14 protein-coding genes and 1 rRNA gene are annotated in these 18,419 nt (G+C 44.0%); 11 read left to right on the top strand and 4 right to left on the bottom strand.

Features of this window, described 5'->3' with window-relative positions:
- Positions 1-32 precede the first annotated feature (32 nt).
- The 10 genes from rrf (at position 33) to C234_RS0114230 (ending at position 12,723) form a co-directional block, all read left to right on the top strand.
- Positions 33-143, top strand: a 5S ribosomal RNA gene (gene rrf, locus C234_RS0114280).
- Positions 144-669: 526 nt separating this feature from the next.
- The gene (locus C234_RS0114270) at positions 670-1,260 is read left to right on the top strand and encodes a V-type ATP synthase subunit E family protein (protein ID WP_027326308.1); all 591 of its coding nucleotides are present in this window, start codon (positions 670-672) and stop codon (positions 1,258-1,260) included.
- An 11-nt stretch (positions 1,261-1,271) separates the two neighbouring features.
- On the top strand, positions 1,272-2,111 hold the full coding sequence (locus tag C234_RS0114265) for a DUF2764 family protein (protein ID WP_027326307.1): 840 nt from the start codon (positions 1,272-1,274) through the stop codon (positions 2,109-2,111).
- A 16-nt stretch (positions 2,112-2,127) separates the two neighbouring features.
- Complete coding sequence (locus C234_RS0114260) at positions 2,128-3,888, top strand: V-type ATP synthase subunit A (protein ID WP_027326306.1); 1,761 nt, start codon at positions 2,128-2,130, stop codon at positions 3,886-3,888.
- 29 nt (positions 3,889-3,917) lie between these two features.
- Positions 3,918-5,237 carry a V-type ATP synthase subunit B gene (locus tag C234_RS0114255; protein WP_027326305.1) on the top strand — a complete coding sequence of 440 codons (1,320 nt, stop codon included), beginning with the start codon at positions 3,918-3,920 and terminating at the stop codon, positions 5,235-5,237.
- A 110-nt stretch (positions 5,238-5,347) separates the two neighbouring features.
- Entirely contained in the window at positions 5,348-5,956 is a 609-nt protein-coding gene (locus C234_RS0114250) for a V-type ATP synthase subunit D (RefSeq protein WP_027326304.1), read from the top strand.
- Positions 5,953-7,770 carry a V-type ATP synthase subunit I gene (locus C234_RS0114245; RefSeq protein ID WP_027326303.1) on the top strand — a complete coding sequence of 606 codons (1,818 nt, stop codon included), beginning with the start codon at positions 5,953-5,955 and terminating at the stop codon, positions 7,768-7,770. The genes C234_RS0114250 and C234_RS0114245 overlap by 4 nt, the downstream gene beginning before the upstream one ends.
- A 61-nt stretch (positions 7,771-7,831) precedes the next feature.
- Positions 7,832-8,293, top strand: coding sequence for an ATP synthase subunit K (locus tag C234_RS0114240; RefSeq protein ID WP_027326302.1), 462 nt, complete (start codon positions 7,832-7,834; stop codon positions 8,291-8,293).
- Between the two features lie 163 nt (positions 8,294-8,456).
- Positions 8,457-10,118: a glycogen/starch synthase gene (locus C234_RS0114235; RefSeq protein WP_027326301.1), complete on the top strand. Its 1,662-nt coding sequence runs from the start codon at positions 8,457-8,459 to the stop codon at positions 10,116-10,118.
- Positions 10,119-10,158: 40 nt separating this feature from the next.
- Positions 10,159-12,723, top strand: coding sequence for a glycosyltransferase family 1 protein (locus C234_RS0114230; protein WP_027326300.1), 2,565 nt, complete (start codon positions 10,159-10,161; stop codon positions 12,721-12,723).
- A gap of 140 nt (positions 12,724-12,863) precedes the next feature.
- Here C234_RS0114230 and C234_RS0114225 read toward each other — a convergent pair whose 3' ends face one another.
- From C234_RS0114225 to C234_RS0114210, 4 genes are all read right to left on the bottom strand, one after another.
- Entirely contained in the window at positions 12,864-13,967 is a 1,104-nt protein-coding gene (locus C234_RS0114225; RefSeq protein WP_027326299.1) for a TlpA disulfide reductase family protein, read from the bottom strand.
- Positions 13,968-14,058: 91 nt separating this feature from the next.
- Positions 14,059-14,748, bottom strand: coding sequence for a DNA alkylation repair protein (locus C234_RS0114220; protein WP_027326298.1), 690 nt, complete (start codon positions 14,746-14,748; stop codon positions 14,059-14,061).
- Positions 14,749-15,606: 858 nt separating this feature from the next.
- Positions 15,607-16,161, bottom strand: a complete 555-nt coding sequence (locus C234_RS0114215) for a 30S ribosomal protein S16 (protein ID WP_021644760.1) — start codon at positions 16,159-16,161, stop codon at positions 15,607-15,609.
- A 115-nt stretch (positions 16,162-16,276) separates the two neighbouring features.
- The gene (locus tag C234_RS0114210; RefSeq protein ID WP_027326297.1) at positions 16,277-17,578 is read right to left on the bottom strand and encodes a Na+/H+ antiporter NhaC family protein; all 1,302 of its coding nucleotides are present in this window, start codon (positions 17,576-17,578) and stop codon (positions 16,277-16,279) included.
- Positions 17,579-17,729: 151 nt separating this feature from the next.
- Between C234_RS0114210 and C234_RS0114205 the strand changes: the two genes are divergently transcribed.
- The coding region (locus C234_RS0114205; protein ID WP_027326296.1) for a tyrosine-type recombinase/integrase at positions 17,730-18,419 on the top strand (690 nt) is incomplete at its 3' end.

The raw sequence follows: 18,419 nt of genomic DNA, 5'->3' as shown, positions 1-18,419 counted from the left end.
TTTTTTTCTTTTTTCTCATGTCATAACCTTTTTCAGGTGGTTATAGCGCGAGGGTTCCACCTCTTCCCATTCCGAACAGAGCCGTTAAGCCTCGCCGCGCCGATGGTACTGCGTCACAGTGGGAGAGTAGGTCGCCGCCTTTTTTTTCTTGTATTCCCCTCTTTTCCCCTCAGAAGGAAGAGAGGGGAATCTTGTTTTTACCCACCCTTCACCTGCCGGTCACTGTATACATGCTGTTTAGGATATGGTAGATAATTAGGAATCACAGCGGAAAATTAGTGGGGCTATGCGTAAATGCAAGATAATCTGAAAAGAAAGGACTTCAGGTCTGAAGTTTCTATTAATAATAGCTCCTTTCTGTGGTGTAGGACTACTAAAATTTTGCGATTGATGCTAAACCGTTCTCCTTTTATAATAACTCCTTTCTTTTGTCTAGACTATGGTCTGAATTTAGCGAAAGATTATGAGGATTGCGTATTAAAGTTGGACGGTCTGAATAAAAAGAATTAGATGTCAGTAATTTTGGCTAAAAATTCTTTTTTAAAGTATTATAAGATTTTTTCTTTTCGTCTTTCTCTTTATTATCTAATTGATTTTTGTAAATTTGGCGAGAATCTAAGAAAAAAGAGATCATTTATAAAATAATCATATTAAAATATTTCTGTGGATATGGAAAACAAGATTCAAGAGTTGACCGATAAGATTTATCGAGAAGGCGTGGAAAAAGGCAATGAAGAAGCGCAGAGACTTATCGCGAATGCTCAGGAGGAAGCAAAAAAAATTATTGAAAATGCTCAAAAGGAAGCAGAATCAATGATTTCCTCTTCTCGTAAGGCTGCTGATGAAATGGCGGAAAATACTAAATCTGAATTAAAGTTATTTGCCGGACAGGCAGTCAATGCTCTCAAATCAGAAATTGCCACAATGCTGACAGACAAATTGGTGGAGGATTCTGTCAAAGGATTTACTCAGAATAAAGATTATTTGAATGCATTCATTGTAGCTTTGGCTTCTAAGTGGAGTGTGGATGAGCCGATTGTTATTTCAACAAAAGACGCGGAATCATTAAAACAATATTTTGCAGTTCATGCAAAGGGCTTGTTAGATAAAGGTGTTACCATTGAGCAGGTGAATAAAATTAAAACTCTGTTTACAGTATCTCCTGTAAATGGTTCTTATAAAGTTAATTTTGGAGAAGAAGAATTTATGAATTATTTCAAAGCTTTTTTGCGTCCACAATTAGTAGAAATGCTGTTTTAAAAGAAGCAACTATGAGTCAATATTATTACTTGGTAGCCGGTTTACCTGATCTTTCATTGGAAGACAGTAAACTGAACTATACAGTAGCCGATTTTAAAAAAGAAATTTATCCAGAATTGTCTGCGGCGGATCAAAAGCTTATTGATTTGTTCTATTTGAAGTTTGACAATGCCAATGTGTTGAGACTTCTTAAAGACAAAGAGGCTGAGGTTGATCCTCGAGGGAATTTCTCCGCTCCGGAATTGCTTGAATATATTTCTATTTTAAAAGAGGGAGGCGAAATCAACTCCAAAGAATTTCCTTCTTATTTGTCTGTTTTTATTTCCGATTATCTGAATACTACTGTTGAGCCTACGGTACTTCAGGAAGATTATTTGGCTACTTTATATTATGAATATGCCATGAAATCGGAAAATGAATTTGTCTCTTCGTGGTTTGAATTCAATTTAAATCTCAATAATATTCTAATCGCATTTACTGCACGCAAATTCAAATGGGATTTTGCTCATAATATTATTGGAAATACAAATGTTTCCGAAGCTTTGCGTACCTCTAATGTTCGCGATTTTGGGCTCTCCGGTGAGATTGAATATTTTGAGCACTTGTTGAAAATCAGTGAGATGACAGAATTGGTGGAACGGGAAAAAAAAATGGATCTTTTGCGATGGAATTGGTTGGAAAACGCCATTTTTTTTAACTATTTTACCATTGAGCGTATTTTTGCTTTTTTGCTGAAATTGGAAATGATTGAGCGTTGGATTGCGTTGGATAAAGAAAAGGGAAATCAATTGTTCCGTAGTTTGATTGATTCGCTAAAGAATGAAGTAAAAATTCCCGAAGAATTTAGATAATAAATTAAAAAAATATATGGCAACAAAAGGAACTGTTAGTGGCATTATTGCCAACATGGTGACTCTTGCCGTTGACGGCCCGGTAGCACAAAATGAAATTTGCTACATATCTATAGGTGGTGATAAGTTGATGGCAGAGGTAATTAAGGTTGTAGGTTCTCATGTATATGTTCAGGTATTTGAAAGTACCCGTGGATTGAAAGTGGGAGCTGAAGCCGAGTTTACAGGGCATATGCTTGAAGTGACAATGGGCCCGGGCATGTTATCGAAGAATTATGATGGTCTGCAGAATGATCTTGACAAGATGGAAGGCGTCTTTTTAAGAAGAGGACAATATACCTACCCATTGGATAAAGAAAGTATCTGGCATTTCGTACCATTGGTTGGTGTAGGAGATAAGGTACAGGCTTCTGATTGGTTGGGGCAGGTTGATGAGAATTTTCAACCATTGAAAATCATGGTTCCGTTTACAATGGAGGGGATAGCTACTGTAAAATCTATTATGCCCGAGGGTGATTATAGGATAGAAGATACGATGGCTGTTTTGATAGATAAGGAAGGAAATGAAGTTGCTGTTAATATGATTCAGAAATGGCCGGTGAAGAAAGCGATGGTCAACTACAAAGAAAAACCTCGCCCATTCAAACTTCTGGAAACGGGAGTACGCGTTATTGATACTTTGAATCCTATAGTAGAAGGAGGAACAGGCTTTATTCCCGGTCCATTTGGTACAGGAAAAACAGTTCTTCAGCATGCAATCTCCAAACAAGCTGAGGCAGATATTGTTATTATTGCCGCTTGTGGTGAACGTGCTAATGAGGTGGTAGAAATATTTACAGAATTTCCTGAATTGGTAGATCCGCATACCGGAAGAAAATTGATGGAGCGTACCATCATTATCGCAAATACCTCTAATATGCCGGTTGCAGCGCGTGAAGCATCTGTGTATACTGCTATGACATTGGCGGAATATTACCGCTCAATGGGGTTAAGAGTATTATTAATGGCTGATTCTACTTCTCGTTGGGCTCAGGCTTTGCGTGAAATGTCCAATCGTATGGAGGAGTTACCGGGACCGGATGCTTTTCCGATGGATATTTCTGCGATAATATCTAACTTTTATGGTCGGGCCGGTTATGTAAAACTCAATAATGGCGAAAGCGGTTCCATTACTTTTATCGGTACAGTGTCTCCTGCCGGCGGTAACTTAAAAGAGCCGGTGACAGAGAATACAAAAAAAGTAGCTCGCTGTTTTTATGCTTTGGAGCAGGATCGGGCTGATAGGAAACGTTATCCGGCAGTTAATCCCATCGATTCATATTCAAAATATATAGAATATCCTGAATTTGCCGCTTATATTAAAGAACACATTAATGACGAATGGATCGGTAAGGTCAATGAACTTAAAACACGATTGCAACGTGGAAAGGAAATTGCCGAACAGATTAATATTTTGGGCGATGATGGTGTTCCTGTAGATTATCATGTAACATTTTGGAAGTCAGAATTAATTGATTTTGTTATTCTGCAGCAGGATGCTTTCGATGAAGTTGATGCGGTAACTCCTATGGAGCGTCAGGAAGCTATTTTGAATATGGTAATAGAGATTTGTCATACGGATTTTGAATTTGAAAACTTCAATACAGTAATGGATTACTTTAAGAGTATGATTAATATTTGTAAGCAAATGAACTATTCTGTATTTCAATCCGATAAATATAATGGGTTCCAAAAAGAATTGAAAGAATTGATTGCTGAAAGAAGTGTGAAGCAGTAATGTGTAAATAGCTAAATGAAATAATAGAGATGGCAACAAAAGCTTTTCAAAAAATATATACCAAGATAACTCAGATTACCAAAGCTACCTGCTCTTTGAAAGCTAGTGGCGTAGGGTATGATGAGCTTGCTACAGTGAATGGGAAACTGGCACAGGTAGTTAAGATTGCAGGTGATGATATTACTCTTCAGGTATTTGAAGGAACAGAGGGTATTCCGACAAATGCGGAAGTCGTATTTCTCGGCAAATCTCCTACGCTGAAAGTTAGTGAGCAATTGGCCGGTCGCTTTTTTAATGCTTTCGGCGATCCGATTGACGGTGGTCCTGAGATCGAAGGAGAAGAAGTGGAGATCGGCGGCCCGTCAGTGAATCCGGTTCGTCGTAAACAACCGTCGGAACTGATTGCGACAGGTATTGCAGGAATTGATTTGAATAATACATTGGTTTCCGGACAGAAAATTCCGTTTTTTGCCGATCCCGACCAGCCTTTCAATCAAGTAATGGCAAACGTGGCTCTACGTGCAGCTACGGATAAAATCATTCTTGGAGGAATGGGTATGACAAATGACGATTATTTGTACTTTAAGAATGTTTTCTCCAATGCCGGAGCTTTGGATCGTATCGTGAGTTTTATGAATACAACGGAAGACCCTCCTGTGGAACGTTTGCTGATTCCTGATATGGCCCTTACGGCTGCAGAATATTTTGCAGTGAACAATAATGAAAAAGTTTTGGTATTATTGACCGATATGACTTCTTATTCCGATGCTTTGGCCATCGTTTCGAATCGTATGGACCAAATTCCTTCGAAAGATTCGATGCCGGGATCACTCTATTCCGATTTGGCCAAAATTTATGAGAAAGCTGTTCAATTCCCTTCGGGAGGGTCTATCACAATTATTGCAGTGACGACTTTGTCGGGTGGAGATATTACGCATGCTGTGCCTGATAATACGGGTTATATTACCGAAGGGCAGCTGTTTTTACGTCGTGATAGTGATATCGGGAAGGTTATTGTAGACCCTTTCCGTTCGTTGTCTCGTCTGAAACAGCTGGTAACAGGAAAGAAAACGCGTAAAGATCATCCTCAGGTGATGAATGCCGCTGTACGTCTTTATGCCGATGCTGCCAATGCAAAAACCAAGATGGAGAACGGTTTTGATTTGACAAATTATGATGAACGGACCCTTGCTTTTGCAAAGGACTATTCTAATCAGTTATTGGCCATTGATGTAAATCTCGATACTACTGAAATGTTGGATGTAGCCTGGGGATTGTTTGGGGAATATTTTCGTCCCGAAGAGGTTAATATTAAGCATGAGTTAGTCGAACAATATTGGCCTAAATAAAGATTTTGCAATCAAACATTGTGAGGAGTCGCGATCGCGTTTAGTAACAGGTTGAGTTGAGCGAATTTCAATGTCTGATTGTCAATGGTTTTAAATAGTAGAATAACGAAATGGCTATAAAATTTCAATATAATAAAACTTCTCTTCAGCAGCTTGAAAAACAACTGAATGTACGCATACGAACATTGCCTATTATCAAAAATAAAGAGAGTGCATTGCGTATGGAAGTAAAGCGTTGCAAGAAAGAGGCTGAGGCGTTGGAGGATAAGCTTGAACAACAAATTCAGGCTTATGAAGCCATGTTCGCCCTTTGGAATGAGTTTGATGCTTCATTGATAAAGGTAAAAGATGTTCATCTTGGTGTGAAAAAAATAGCCGGTGTACGCGTACCATTACTCGAAAATATCGATTTTGAGATACGGCCATATAGTATGTTCAATGCTCCCAAATGGTATTCTGATGGAATTCATTTGCTAAAAGAGCTTGCCCATACAGCCATAGAACGTGAATTTATGCTTGCTAAGCTGAACTTACTTGAACATGCGCGTAAGAAGACTACCCAGAAAGTGAATCTTTTTGAAAAGGTACAGATACCGGGTTATCAGGATGCTTTGCGTAAGATTAAAAGATTTATGGAAGATGAAGAGAATCTATCTAAGTCATCACAAAAAATCATGAAATCTCATCAAGAAAAAAGGAAGGAGGAGGAGGAGGTATGATTGCCAAAATGAAAAAACTTACGTTCCTGGTTTATCACAAAGAGTATGAGCGCTTCCTGAATAGTTTACGCGAATTGGGAGTTGTTCATATTGTGGAGAAACAGGAAGGTATCGTTGAAAATGCGGAATTGCAGGACAACATTCGTCTTTCCAATCGTTTGCTGGCTACTTTAAAGCTGCTTCAAAGGCAGCCTCATGAGAAAGAGGCTGTAATTATGACAGAAGGAGGTACCGCAACTCGTGGCTTACAAGTGCTGGATGAGGTAGACAATCTACAAACCGAGCATGGAAGATTACTGATGGAATTGCAGGGATATGCTAAAGAAAAAGCGGCTTTGCAAGCATGGGGAAACTTTGAACCTGAAAATGTTCGTCGTTTGGAGCAGGCCGGTTATGCTGTCCGTTTTTACAGTTGCTCGGAAAGGGATTATAAAAAAGAGTGGGAAACCGAATATAATGCTATAGTTATCAATCGGATTTCTTCAAAAGTCTACTTTGTAACTGTTACTGAAAAAGGCAAAGAAGTTGATTTGGATGTTGAACAGTCTAAGCTTCCTGCATATTCATTGGCTCATTTGGAAACATTGTATAACGCCACAGAGCAGGCTATAACTGAAATTCAAAAGCAGTTGGTTTTGCTTTCTGAGACTGAAATTCCTTCGTTGCAGGCGGCAATGAAAGAGGTACAAAGCCAAATTGAGTTTTCGAAAGTAGTATTAAGTACCGAGCAAACTGCCGGTGACAAATTGAAATTGATTGAAGGGTGGATACCGATCGCTTCTCAACGGGCTGTTGAAGCATTCCTGAATGAATCGAATGCATACTATGAAATAGCAGATCCCGTACCGGGAGATAATGTGCCTATATTATTGAACAATAAAGGTTTGTTTGCCTGGTTCGAACCCATCTGCAAGCTATATATGCTGCCTAAATACAACGAGTTGGACTTGACTCCGTTTTTTGCTCCGTTCTTTATGGTGTTTTTCGGACTTTGTTTGGGTGACTCCGGATATGGACTGTTTTTGTTTACCGGAGCTACAATCTATCGTTTCGTAGCGAAAAATTTGAGTCCGTATATGAAGTCTATTTTGTCGTTAGTACAAGTACTTGCTGCTTCGACATTCTTTACAGGCCTTCTTACGGGAACATTTTTCGGGGCAAACATATACGACCTCAATTGGCCTTTTGTACAGAAGTTGAAAGGTGCTATTTATCTGGACAATAACCAAATGTTTCGTCTGTCTCTGATTCTCGGAGCGATCCAGATTATGTTTGGTATGATTCTGAAAGCTGTGAATCAGACTATTCAATTTGGTTTTAAATACGCTGTTGCTACAATCGGTTGGATTGTATTATTACTCTCTGTGGCATTTTCCGTTTTATTCCCAAGCGTTTTACCGTTAGGGAGTACGCCTCATTTAATCATTTTAGGTGTTTGCGCTCTTACGATATTCCTTTATAATAGTCCCGGGAAGAATATTTTCCTGAATATCGGATTAGGTTTTTGGGATTCGTATAATATGGCTACCGGATTGCTCGGAGATATCTTATCTTATGTCCGTTTGTTTGCTCTCGGTCTTTCCGGCGGTATCTTGGCAGGCGTATTCAATAGCTTGGCAGTGGGAATGAGTCCGGATAACGCGATCGCAGGACCTATTGTAATGGTATTGATTTTCATCATCGGGCATGCGATTAATATGTTTATGAACGTGCTTGGAGCGATGGTTCATCCCATGCGTCTGACTTTTGTAGAGTTTTTCAAGAATTCCGGTTATGAAGGCGGAGGTAAAGAGTATAAGCCTTTTAAAAGTTGAACAACAAATAATAGAGAGAAAGAATAAATAAATAATTAAATCAAAAAAGAATAAAAGAATTATGGAAATGAATTTGTTTATTGCCTATATTGGCATTGCTGTTATGGTAGGTTTGTCGGGTATCGGTAGCGCTTATGGAGTAACCATTGCCGGTAATGCGGCAATTGGAGCATTGAAAAAGAATGATGGCGCATTCGGTAATTTCTTGGTGTTGACAGCTCTTCCCGGCACACAAGGATTGTACGGCTTTGCCGGTTACTTTATGTTTCAAACGATTTTTGGTATTTTGACTCCGGCGATTACTGCCATTCAGGCTTCGGCTGTTTTAGGCGCCGGCATTGCATTAGGAATTGTCGCATTGTTCTCAGCCATCCGTCAAGGTCAGGTTTGTGCCAATGGTATTGCGGCGATCGGTCAGGGGCACAACGTATTCGGTAATACTTTGATTCTGGCCGTATTCCCCGAGCTTTACGCCATTGTAGCTTTGGCAGCGACTTTCTTGATCGGTAGCGCTCTTGTCTGATACCTTTTTAAAAGGATTTTATTTTAATACAACGATATCCCCTTACGGATGTGACTTTGCATCCGTAAGGGGATTATTATTTATATTTATTGCATATTTTGTTCTTTTACATAGAATTATTTGTATTTTTGCACATGCATACTAAAAAGAGTTTTAATATAATATGATCAGAGATCTATTAACTCCCGATTACATCTTTGAAGCCAGCTGGGAAGTGTGTAATAAAGTAGGAGGAATATATACTGTTTTGTCGACTCGGGCCAATACATTGCAAGAGAAGTTTCGTGACAGAGTTTTCTTTATAGGTCCCGATTTATGGCAGGGGAAAGAGAATCCTTTGTTTGTCGAGTCGGATAATTTGTACGCTGCATGGAAAAAGTACGCGGAGGAAAAAGACAATCTTTCACTTCGTGTCGGGCGGTGGAATATTCCGGGTCATCCTATTGTCATCCTTGTCGATTTCCAACCTTTTTTTGATCAGAAGAATGAGATATATACTGCGATGTGGAATCGTTTTCAGGTAGATTCGCTCCATGCTTATGGCGACTACGATGAAGCTTCCATGTTTTCGTTCGCTGCCGGAAGAGTGGTTGAGAGTTTCTATCGCTACAATCTTACCGATACAGATAAAACGATATTCCATGCGCATGAGTGGATGACGGGCATGGGAGTCCTCTATTTGCAGGAAGCTGTTCCCGAAATAGCGACTGTGTTTACCACCCATGCCACTTCCATCGGGCGTTCCATTGCCGGTAATCATAAGCCTCTTTACGACTATTTATTCGCATATAACGGCGACCAGATGGCGCAAGAACTGAATATGCAGTCCAAGCATTCTATCGAGAAACAAACCGCGCATTATGCAGACTGCTTTACCACAGTGAGTGAAATTACCAATAACGAATGCAAGGAATTGCTTGATAAGCCTGCCGATGTTATCTTAATGAATGGCTTTGAAGACGATTTTGTGCCGAAAGGATCTACTTTCAGGGGTAAACGAAAACGCGCGCGCGCATTGATGCTTAGCGTGGCCAATCATTTACTGGGGACCAAACTCGACGACGATACCTTGATTGTTGGCACCAGCGGCCGCTATGAGTTTAAGAACAAAGGGATAGATGTTTTTCTGGAAGCGTTGAATCGTTTGAACTGTGACCAAAACCTGCATAAGCAGGTGCTTGCCTTTATCAATGTACCCGGTTGGGTAGGAGATGCCCGTGAAGATTTGCGCATGAGGCTGAAAAGTAGAGAAGAGTTTGACACTCCGCTTGAAACTCCTTTCATTACCCACCGGCTTCATAATATGGAACAGGACAAAGTGCTGGAGATGCTGAAATGCTTAGGTATGAAGAATCGCCCGGAAGATAAGGTGAAAGTGATTTTTGTTCCTTGCTACCTGAATGGGAACGACGGTATCTGGAACAAAGATTATTATGATTTGCTGATAGGGCAGGATTTGAGCGTTTACGCTTCATACTATGAACCGTGGGGATATACCCCTTTGGAGAGCGTCGCTTTCCGTGTCCCCACCATCACCACCGACTTGGCCGGTTTCGGTTTGTGGGTCAACAGCTTGAGAAACCAACATGGAATTAACGACGGAGTAGAAGTGTTGCACCGTTCAGATTATAATTATTCGCAAGTGGCAGAGGGTATTAAAGGAACTGTCACAGTCTTTTCGAATAAGACGGATAAGGAAGTGAAAGAGATTCGCAAGCGTGCTGCCGAAGTGGCGGAACAGGCTTTGTGGAAACATTTTATACAATATTATTATGAGGCTTATGATATTGCCTTGCGCAATGCCATGAAGCGTCAGTTGTCATAAGGTTGTTACTATTATTAATAATATATTAATCAAAAGCATTATGAAAATTCAAGTGAGTAATGTGAATGCTCCCAATTGGAAAGAGGTTACTGTAAAATCGCATATTCCTGAAGAGTTGGAGAATTTGTCTGAGATTGCTCGCAACCTTTGGTGGGCATGGAACTTCGATGCCATAAGCCTTTTCAAAGATTTGGACCCCGAACTTTGGAAAGCGTGCGGTCAGAATCCGGTTTTACTCTTAGAGAGTATGAACTATGAGAGACTGGAAGCTTTGGCAAAAGACAAAGCTATTCTCAAAAGAATGAATGATATTTATTCGAAGTTCAAAACCTATATGGATGTAAAGCCCGACAATAAGCGTCCGTCGGTAGCGTATTTCAGTATGGAGTATGGACTGAACCAAGTGCTGAAAATATATTCGGGAGGTTTGGGCGTACTGGCAGGCGACTATTTGAAAGAGGCGTCGGATAGCAATGTGGATCTTTGTGCCGTAGGATTCCTTTATCGTTACGGCTACTTTACACAGACACTGTCTATGGACGGTCAGCAAATAGCCAACTATGAAGCGCAGAACTTTGGGCAGTTGCCGATCGATCGTGTGTTGGATAGCGAAGGAAAACCTTTGGTAGTAGAAGTCCCTTATTTGGATTATTATGTATATGCCAATGTGTGGCGCGCGAATGTAGGACGTATCTCTTTGTATTTGCTCGATACGGACAATGAGATGAACAGCGAGTTCGACCGCTCTATTACTTATCAACTGTATGGAGGAGATTGGGAAAACCGCCTGAAGCAAGAAATCTTGCTGGGCATCGGGGGTATTCTTACTCTTAAGGCGCTGGGCATCAAGAAAGATATTTACCACTGTAACGAAGGGCATGCCGCTTTAATCAATGTACAGCGTATTTGCGATTATGTGGCTACCGGCTTGACATTTGAGCAGGCCATCGAATTGGTTCGTGCTTCTTCTTTGTATACGGTGCATACGCCGGTTCCTGCAGGACACGATTATTTCGATGAAGGTTTGTTCGGCAAGTATATGTCCGGATATGCCGCCAAGATGGGCATCAGCTGGGATGATCTGGTAGATCTCGGGCGCAACAATCCGGGTGATAAAGGCGAACGTTTCTGTATGTCGGTTTTTGCCTGCAATACTTCTCAGGAGGTGAACGGTGTGAGCTGGTTGCATGGAAAGGTTTCTCAAGAAATGTTCTCTTCAATCTGGAAGGGTTACTTCCCCGAAGAAAACCATGTGGGATACGTCACCAACGGTGTGCACTTCCCTACCTGGAGCGCAACGGAATGGAAAAAGCTTTACGGGAAATACTTCGATGAGAATTTCTTGCAGGATCAGTCGAACCCCAATATATGGAAAGCCATTTACGATGTACCCGATGATGAAATCTGGAACACGCGCATGACCATGAAAAAGAAGTTGGTGGACTATATCCGCAAGCAGTTCCGTGATACTTGGTTGAAGAATCAAGGTGATCCTTCGCGCATCGTTTCGCTGATGGACAAAATCAACCCGAACGCTTTGCTGATAGGTTTCGGCCGTCGCTTCGCCACTTATAAGCGCGCTCATTTGCTGTTTACCGATCTCGACCGCCTTTCCAAGATTGTGAACAATCCCGACTATCCGGTGCAGTTCCTCTTTACCGGCAAGGCGCATCCTAACGATGGCGCCGGACAAGGATTGATAAAGCGCATCATTGAAATTTCCCGTCGTCCGGAGTTTCTGGGCAAGATTATTTTCCTCGAAAACTACGACATGCAGTTGGCCCGCCGCCTTGTTTCGGGAGTAGATATATGGTTGAACACGCCCACACGTCCGTTGGAAGCATCGGGAACATCCGGTGAAAAAGCGTTGATGAACGGTGTGGTAAACTTCTCCGTATTGGACGGCTGGTGGCTGGAAGGCTATCGCGAGGGAGCCGGTTGGGCCTTGACCGATAAGCGTACTTATCAGAATCAGGAGCATCAAGACCAATTGGATGCGGCTACTATCTACAGTATTCTTGAGACGGAGATTCTGCCGTTGTACTACGCGCGCAATAAGAAAGGGTATTCTGAAGGTTGGGTGAAAGTGGTAAAGAACTCTATCGCGCAGATTGCTCCTCATTATACCATGAAGCGTCAGCTTGATGATTACTACAGCAAGTTCTATAACAAACAAGCGAAACGCTTCCGCTCTTTGGCGGCTAATGACAATGCCAAAGCGAAGGCTATTGCTGCATGGAAAGAAGAAGTGGTTTCGAAATGGGATTCCATCGAGATTGTGTCGTCCGATAAAGTGGAAGCTTTTGAAAACGGAGACATTGAAAGCGGTAAGGATTATACCATCACTTATGTGATAGACGAGAAAGGGCTGGACGATGCGGTCGGGTTGGAAATGGTGACCACATACACCACTCCCGACGGGAAGCAGCATGTTTATTCGGTCGATCCATTCAGCGTAATCAAGAAAGAAGGAACTCAATACACATTCCAGGCTGTTTGCAGTCTGTCGAATGCCGGAAGCTTTAAATATGCTTTCCGTATGTATCCTAAGAATCCGGATCTTCCGCACCGTCAGGATTTCTGCTACGTGCGTTGGTTTGTCTGATTCGCTTTGCGTAAGATATGACTGAAAAGTCCCTGTAGTCGAATAGTGATTACAGGGACTTTTCTTTATTTGCGGCAGCTTTCGCAACGCCCGTTTTTAGCGTCCGGATATTCGTGCTTGCCGCTTTAAGACTTTCATTATTACTTTATTATCTCTGCCAGCTTCTCTGCCAATCCGTCGCCGTGCAGCCCGCGGGCGATGATAGTGCCTTCACCGTCTATCAATACGGTGTGCGGGATGCTGTTTACGGCATAGAGCTGTGCGCCTTCGTTTTGCCAAAGTTTCAGGTCGGACATTTGCGGCCAAGTCATTTTCAGGCTCTTGATGGACTCTTTCCATGCTTCTGCGTCCTGATCGAGCGACACGCCTACGATTTCGAATTTCTTGCCTTTGTATTTGGCATAAGCTTCCACGAGATTAGGCATTTCGCGACGGCAAGGGCCGCACCAGCTTGCCCAGAAATCTACCAGCACCACTTTCCCTTTGCCTGCATAGTCCGACAGTTTAACGGCTTTTCCTTCGGGCGTTTTCATTTCGAAGTCGATAAACTTTGTGCCTACGGCTGTCCTCTTTTGTTTCTCGGTCATCTCCTTAATCTTAACGATTGCCTCGTCGTTTTGGAAGTTGGCGGGTATTTGTTGCAGCAAAGCGTCGTTCTCGTCGATCGAATTTTCGTAGAAAGTTCTTTTAAACAGATGTATTCCTACCGCATTGCCGATATTCTTTTTCACGGCTTCTTTCAGAGCGGCGCTGTATTCCACTTCCAGTTGTGCCGCTTCTTTCAGTTTGGCTTCCCGTTGTTCGTCGGTCAGCAGCGTGTCGCTCAGCATATTGAATATTTCATTTGTCTTTTTGCCGATTCCGTCGATCTTTTCTCTGATTTCCTGATAAGCGTCGTTAGACGGAGTACCGGTGGCGGAGTCGTTCTCTTTTCCCAATGCGACTTTGATTTTTCCGTTCTCGAGAAAGAAGTCCATCAACAAGGGTTGGTCTTTGACCTGACAAGTGAGGTAACGGTTCACGGCGGAATCTTGCTGCCCTTTGAAAGTAAACGTGCCGTTTCGGATGATGGCGGTGTCGATTTTGACCAATTCACGCCCGTTCGCTTCCTGCAAGTACACGGTGTCGCCGTCGGCGGCGCCTTCTACGGAACCGGTTATCACATATCCGTTTTTGTTTTCGCCGGTACAGGCTGCGATGGTCAGAGCGGCAGCCGTGATGGCCAAGTAAGTTAGTTTTTTCATCTTTTGTTCGTTAATTGGTGAATAAATGTAGGTTACAAATATAGTATAATTTCTCATTCTGTTTGGCCAGATGCGTGTCATATTCCGCTTTTTACCGCTTCATGCTTCGTATTTGCTTTTTTGTGGCGGCGGGTATTCGCAATGATTCGACGATCTTTTGCAAGGTTTTATTGTAAGTCCAGTCGTCTAAAAAGTTCTTGTTTTGAAGCTGTTTCATTGTCTTTTCGGGGAACTTGAGGAAGCAGACGGACAGCAGCCATGCCATTGCCATGCGGGCGTAGTAGCCTTCGTGCGCGAATTCGCCGGCGTAGGAGAGCAGTTGGCCGATGTGTTCCGGGTCGGTGAAATGAAACAGCATCACTACTCCGAACCGCACTTCAAACTCTTCGGACGAGCGCAGGTAGGGCTGTATGAATTGCCACATCGCTTGCGGTTCTTGCTTCACCGTGCGCTTCAGCTCCGAGCAAAAGGTGTCGCATACCGCCCAGTTGTCGATACGGGGGACGAATCGGCGGATATACTCTTTCCGTTCGTTGAAGTCCATTTTCGCTTTTCCTATCACGAGTCCTTGCAGCATCGTTTCTTCGTAGTATATCGTGTCGGGGCGGTCTGCAAACATTCTCCAGCCTGTCTGTCCGGCTAACTCCCGAGCCAGTTTCCTCAAATGCGGAATGCGTACGCCCACAATGTTTGCTGTGCCCGGTAGCAGCCCCGCTTGAAATTTCCGGTACTCTTCGTCTGCCAATGCTTCCAGCCGTTTGCGAATTTCTGTCAGTGTCATGATTTTGGGCGATTTTAAAATGATGTGTATGAATAAATTCCGGTTGCGGCAAAGATAAATAAACTCCGTCTCTGCTCCAAGCACTTTGGCGGATTATTGGGAGAGAACCTTTTGTTCGCCTGTTGTTCCGGGTGCGGCGCGGGTCGGGAAAGAGGCGGGGAGGGTACGGGCAGAACTATTGTCGGGGTGAACGGGATTTCTGTCGGGGAATGGTGGCAATCCCGTTCGAATGAGGCGAAGACTTTGTTTGATTTGAGCCGAAGCTTTTTCGAGTAAAACGGGATTTCTGTCGGGGAATGGTGGTAATCCCGTTCGAATGAGGCGAAGACTTTGTTTGATTTGAGCCGAAGCTTTTTCGAGTAAAACGGAATTTCTGTCGGGGAATGAACGGCAACCTCTTTCGAATGAGACGGAGGCTTCGTCCGGTTTGAACAGAAGCTCTGTTCGGGCGAAACAAAACCTCTGTCGGATTGAAACAGAACTTCTGTCGGGAGCGAATGGAGCCTCTGTTTATAGCATGGGGCAGAACCTCCGGCGGAGAGGATACTTTTCATAAACGGGAAGTCGGCATTTTCTTCATCCTCCACTTATGTCCTGTTGAAGGTTGCTCCCGGAGCACTCTTTCTGTTTGGTAAAGAACGATGTTGGGCGATGTGACCGATAAAATGGGGCAGGTCAGACGGAAGACGGACTCAAAGGCAACCGGTGAACAGCTTGAAAAGAACGTTTGAAACGGCCTTTTACCATTCCTGTCGACTGATAATGCTTCCACACCCGGCATAAATAAAAAATCCCCTTCGGCTTGGCCGGAGAGGATTTATGCTTTTTTCAAAGCCCTTGTCAGCAGCTTGCCGGAATTTATTCGGCGGCAGCTTCTGTTGCAGGCGCTTCTTCTGCGGGTGCCTCTGCTGCTTCTTCAGCAGGTGCTTCGGCAGCGGCTTTCTCTGCTTCTTCAGCGGCTTTCTTTTCGGCAAGAGCTTTCGCTTTTGCTTCGTTCACTTTCTTTTCTGCTTCCAAACGTGCTTTAGCCTCTGCTTTCTTGGCTTCTTCCTGCTTTGCTTTCAGCGCGGCCAGACCCGATTGCTTGTTGTTTTTCCAAGCCTCGAACTTAGCTTCTGCTTCTGCTTCTCCGAATGCGCCTTTAGCTACACCGCCCAACAAGTGCTTCTTCATGTATACACCTTCGCGGGAAAGGATGTTGCGTACCGTGTCTGTCGGCTGTGCGCCTTTCAGTACCCATCCCAGTGCAGAGTCGAAATTCAAATCTACCGTAGCAGGATCGGTATTCGGGTTGTATGTACCGATCTTCTCAATAAATTTACCATCACGTGGTGCTCTGCTGTCTGCAATTACAATTGAATAAAACGCGTAACCTTTACGTCCGTGTCTCTGCAATCTGATTTTAGTTGCCATTTTAAATAAATGTTTTTTTATTAATGATTTGAATTATATGCTACTATCTCGTAATAGCGGCTGCAAAGATACGCTTTTTCTTTTGAACGGCAAGCGTTTCCGCGTCATTTTTCTTTCAGGAATATTTTCTCGGATATCGCAGCAGAATGGCCCCCAGCGCAAAAATCCCCATTGTGAACGGGTAGTAAAGGTTGCCGATGATGTGCAGCGGAGAGATGTTTGCCAGTCCGGCGGCAATCAACATCTGCGCTCCGTAGGGGATGATGCCCTGTATCAGACACGAGAACGTATCGAGTATGCTGGCCGTTTTTCTTCTGTCGAGATGGAACCTGCGGGCAATGTCTTTCGCTATCGGGCCGGTTGTGATAATGGCGATGGTGTTGTTGGCGGTGCACAGGTTGGCGATACCGACCAGCGCGGCAATGCTCAACTCGGCTCCCCGCTTCCCGCTTACACGTCGTGTCAGCCGTTCGATGATAAAGTCTATCCCCCCGTTGTAGCGGATGGTTTCGAGCATTCCTCCCGCCAGCAGGGTGATGATGATGAGCTCGCCCATCCCGGTGATGCCTTCTCCCATCGCGCCGAACCATCCGAAAAGGTCGAGGCTGCCGGTGGATATGCCGATGATGCCGCTCATGATGGCTCCCACGAGAAGTACGATCATCACGTTTACCCCTGCGATTGCCGTGCCCAGAACGGTGATATACGGAATCACTTTGACCCATTCTATCGTTTGCGTATGCGCCGGAGCGGTGACAGACAGCCCCTGAAAGACATATATCGCCAGTACGATAAGAGCCGCCGGGACTACAATCATGGAGTTTACGCGAAACTTGTCGCGCATCACGCACTCCTGCGTTTTCGTCGAAGCAATCGTAGTGTCGGATATGAACGACAGGTTGTCGCCGAAAAACGAGCCGCCGACGACAATCGCTACCATAAACGCAAGATCGATGCCGGTCTTTTCCGCCAGTCCTGCGGCAACGGGCGTCAGGGCGACTATTGTTCCCACGCTGGTTCCGATAGACAGGGAGATGAAGCATGCGGCGATAAATATGCCCGCCAGCAACAGATTGTCCGGGAGAAAGTGCAATGTCAGATTCACTGTGGCGTCGATAGCTCCCATCTGCTTGGCGCTCTGCGCGAAAGCCCCGGCAAGGATGAAAATCCAGATCATCAGCATGATATTCTTGTTCGAAGCTCCCACCGAGAACTGATAGATTCGCTGCTCCGGCTTCAATCCCCGTGTGATGACGATGGCATAACACGACGAAATCAGGAAGGCCACAGTGATGGGAACTTTGTAAAAGTCGTTGATGATAAGCGAAGTTGCCAGATACAAGCAAAGAAATACGAGCAACGGACTCAGCGCCCACCAGTTTCCGGCGCGACTGTTTTTTCTTGTTTCATTAGTCATAAGGAATAAGATTGTTTTTATTTAAAGACACAAAGTTAATAAAGAGATAGGTAAGTAGTGTTGTAAATTAATTTAAATATTTCAATTGATAATTGATGTTTAAGTAATTTTGTTACCTCATTAAAGGTTATATAAGTGAATTTTATAGTTTATGAGCAACTTTATTTTTTTCATGAGAGATGTGGTCGGTGAGCTTCAAGATTCCGGCAATCTGGGTACAGCCCATGTTTATCGCAGCAGCCTGAATGCTGTTCTTGGTTTTCATGGAGATGATTTGCTACGTTTTGTGGATATCACTCCGGAATGGCTTAAAGGTTTCGAAGTTTATCTTCGTGCCCGCGGTTGCAGTTGGAACACCGTATCCACCTATCTGCGCACGTTGCGTGCCGTCTACAACCGTGCGGTGGACCGTGGCAAGGCTGAGCACGTGCCCCGCCTGTTCCGTTCGGTCTACACCGGCACCCGCGCCGACCGCCGCAAGGCCCTCGACGGCGACGAGATGCGCAAAGTGCTCGGCAGCCTTCCCCGGGAAAGTTCCGTACCCCCGCCGTTGAAGCGCGCGCAAGAGCTTTTCGCGCTCATGTTCCTGCTTCGCGGCTTGCCGTTTGTCGATTTGGCCTATCTGCGCAAAAGCGATTTGCGGGGTAATGTCATCACCTACCGCCGCCGCAAGACCGGTCGCTCCCTGTCGGTGACGCTCACTCCCGAAGCCATGCTGCTGCTGAAAAAGCACAAGGACCGCAATTCCCACAGCCCCTACCTTTTCCCGATTCTTCGGAGCCGGGAAGGCAGTCGCGAGGCATACCGCGAGTATCAGCTGGCATTGCGCAGCTTCAACTAC

Source organism: Bacteroides pyogenes DSM 20611 = JCM 6294 (assembly GCF_000428105.1).
Classification (GTDB): Bacteria; Bacteroidota; Bacteroidia; order Bacteroidales; family Bacteroidaceae; genus Bacteroides; species Bacteroides pyogenes.
The sequence above is the reverse complement of the archived record's forward strand: the minus strand, read 5'-3'. Positions and strand labels throughout refer to the sequence as shown.

Coding starts and splice junctions, on each gene's coding strand:
- C234_RS0114210 (WP_027326297.1), bottom strand. CDS start 17,578: ATGACTAATGAAACAAGAAAAAACAGTCGCGCCGGAAACTGGTGGGCG.
- C234_RS0114230 (WP_027326300.1), top strand. CDS start 10,159: ATGAAAATTCAAGTGAGTAATGTGAATGCTCCCAATTGGAAAGAGGTT.
- C234_RS0114250 (WP_027326304.1), top strand. CDS start 5,348: ATGGCTATAAAATTTCAATATAATAAAACTTCTCTTCAGCAGCTTGAA.
- C234_RS0114235 (WP_027326301.1), top strand. CDS start 8,457: ATGATCAGAGATCTATTAACTCCCGATTACATCTTTGAAGCCAGCTGG.
- C234_RS0114245 (WP_027326303.1), top strand. CDS start 5,953: ATGATTGCCAAAATGAAAAAACTTACGTTCCTGGTTTATCACAAAGAG.
- C234_RS0114215 (WP_021644760.1), bottom strand. CDS start 16,161: ATGGCAACTAAAATCAGATTGCAGAGACACGGACGTAAAGGTTACGCG.
- C234_RS0114220 (WP_027326298.1), bottom strand. CDS start 14,748: ATGACACTGACAGAAATTCGCAAACGGCTGGAAGCATTGGCAGACGAA.
- C234_RS0114270 (WP_027326308.1), top strand. CDS start 670: ATGGAAAACAAGATTCAAGAGTTGACCGATAAGATTTATCGAGAAGGC.
- C234_RS0114240 (WP_027326302.1), top strand. CDS start 7,832: ATGGAAATGAATTTGTTTATTGCCTATATTGGCATTGCTGTTATGGTA.
- C234_RS0114260 (WP_027326306.1), top strand. CDS start 2,128: ATGGCAACAAAAGGAACTGTTAGTGGCATTATTGCCAACATGGTGACT.
- C234_RS0114255 (WP_027326305.1), top strand. CDS start 3,918: ATGGCAACAAAAGCTTTTCAAAAAATATATACCAAGATAACTCAGATT.
- C234_RS0114225 (WP_027326299.1), bottom strand. CDS start 13,967: ATGAAAAAACTAACTTACTTGGCCATCACGGCTGCCGCTCTGACCATC.
- C234_RS0114265 (WP_027326307.1), top strand. CDS start 1,272: ATGAGTCAATATTATTACTTGGTAGCCGGTTTACCTGATCTTTCATTG.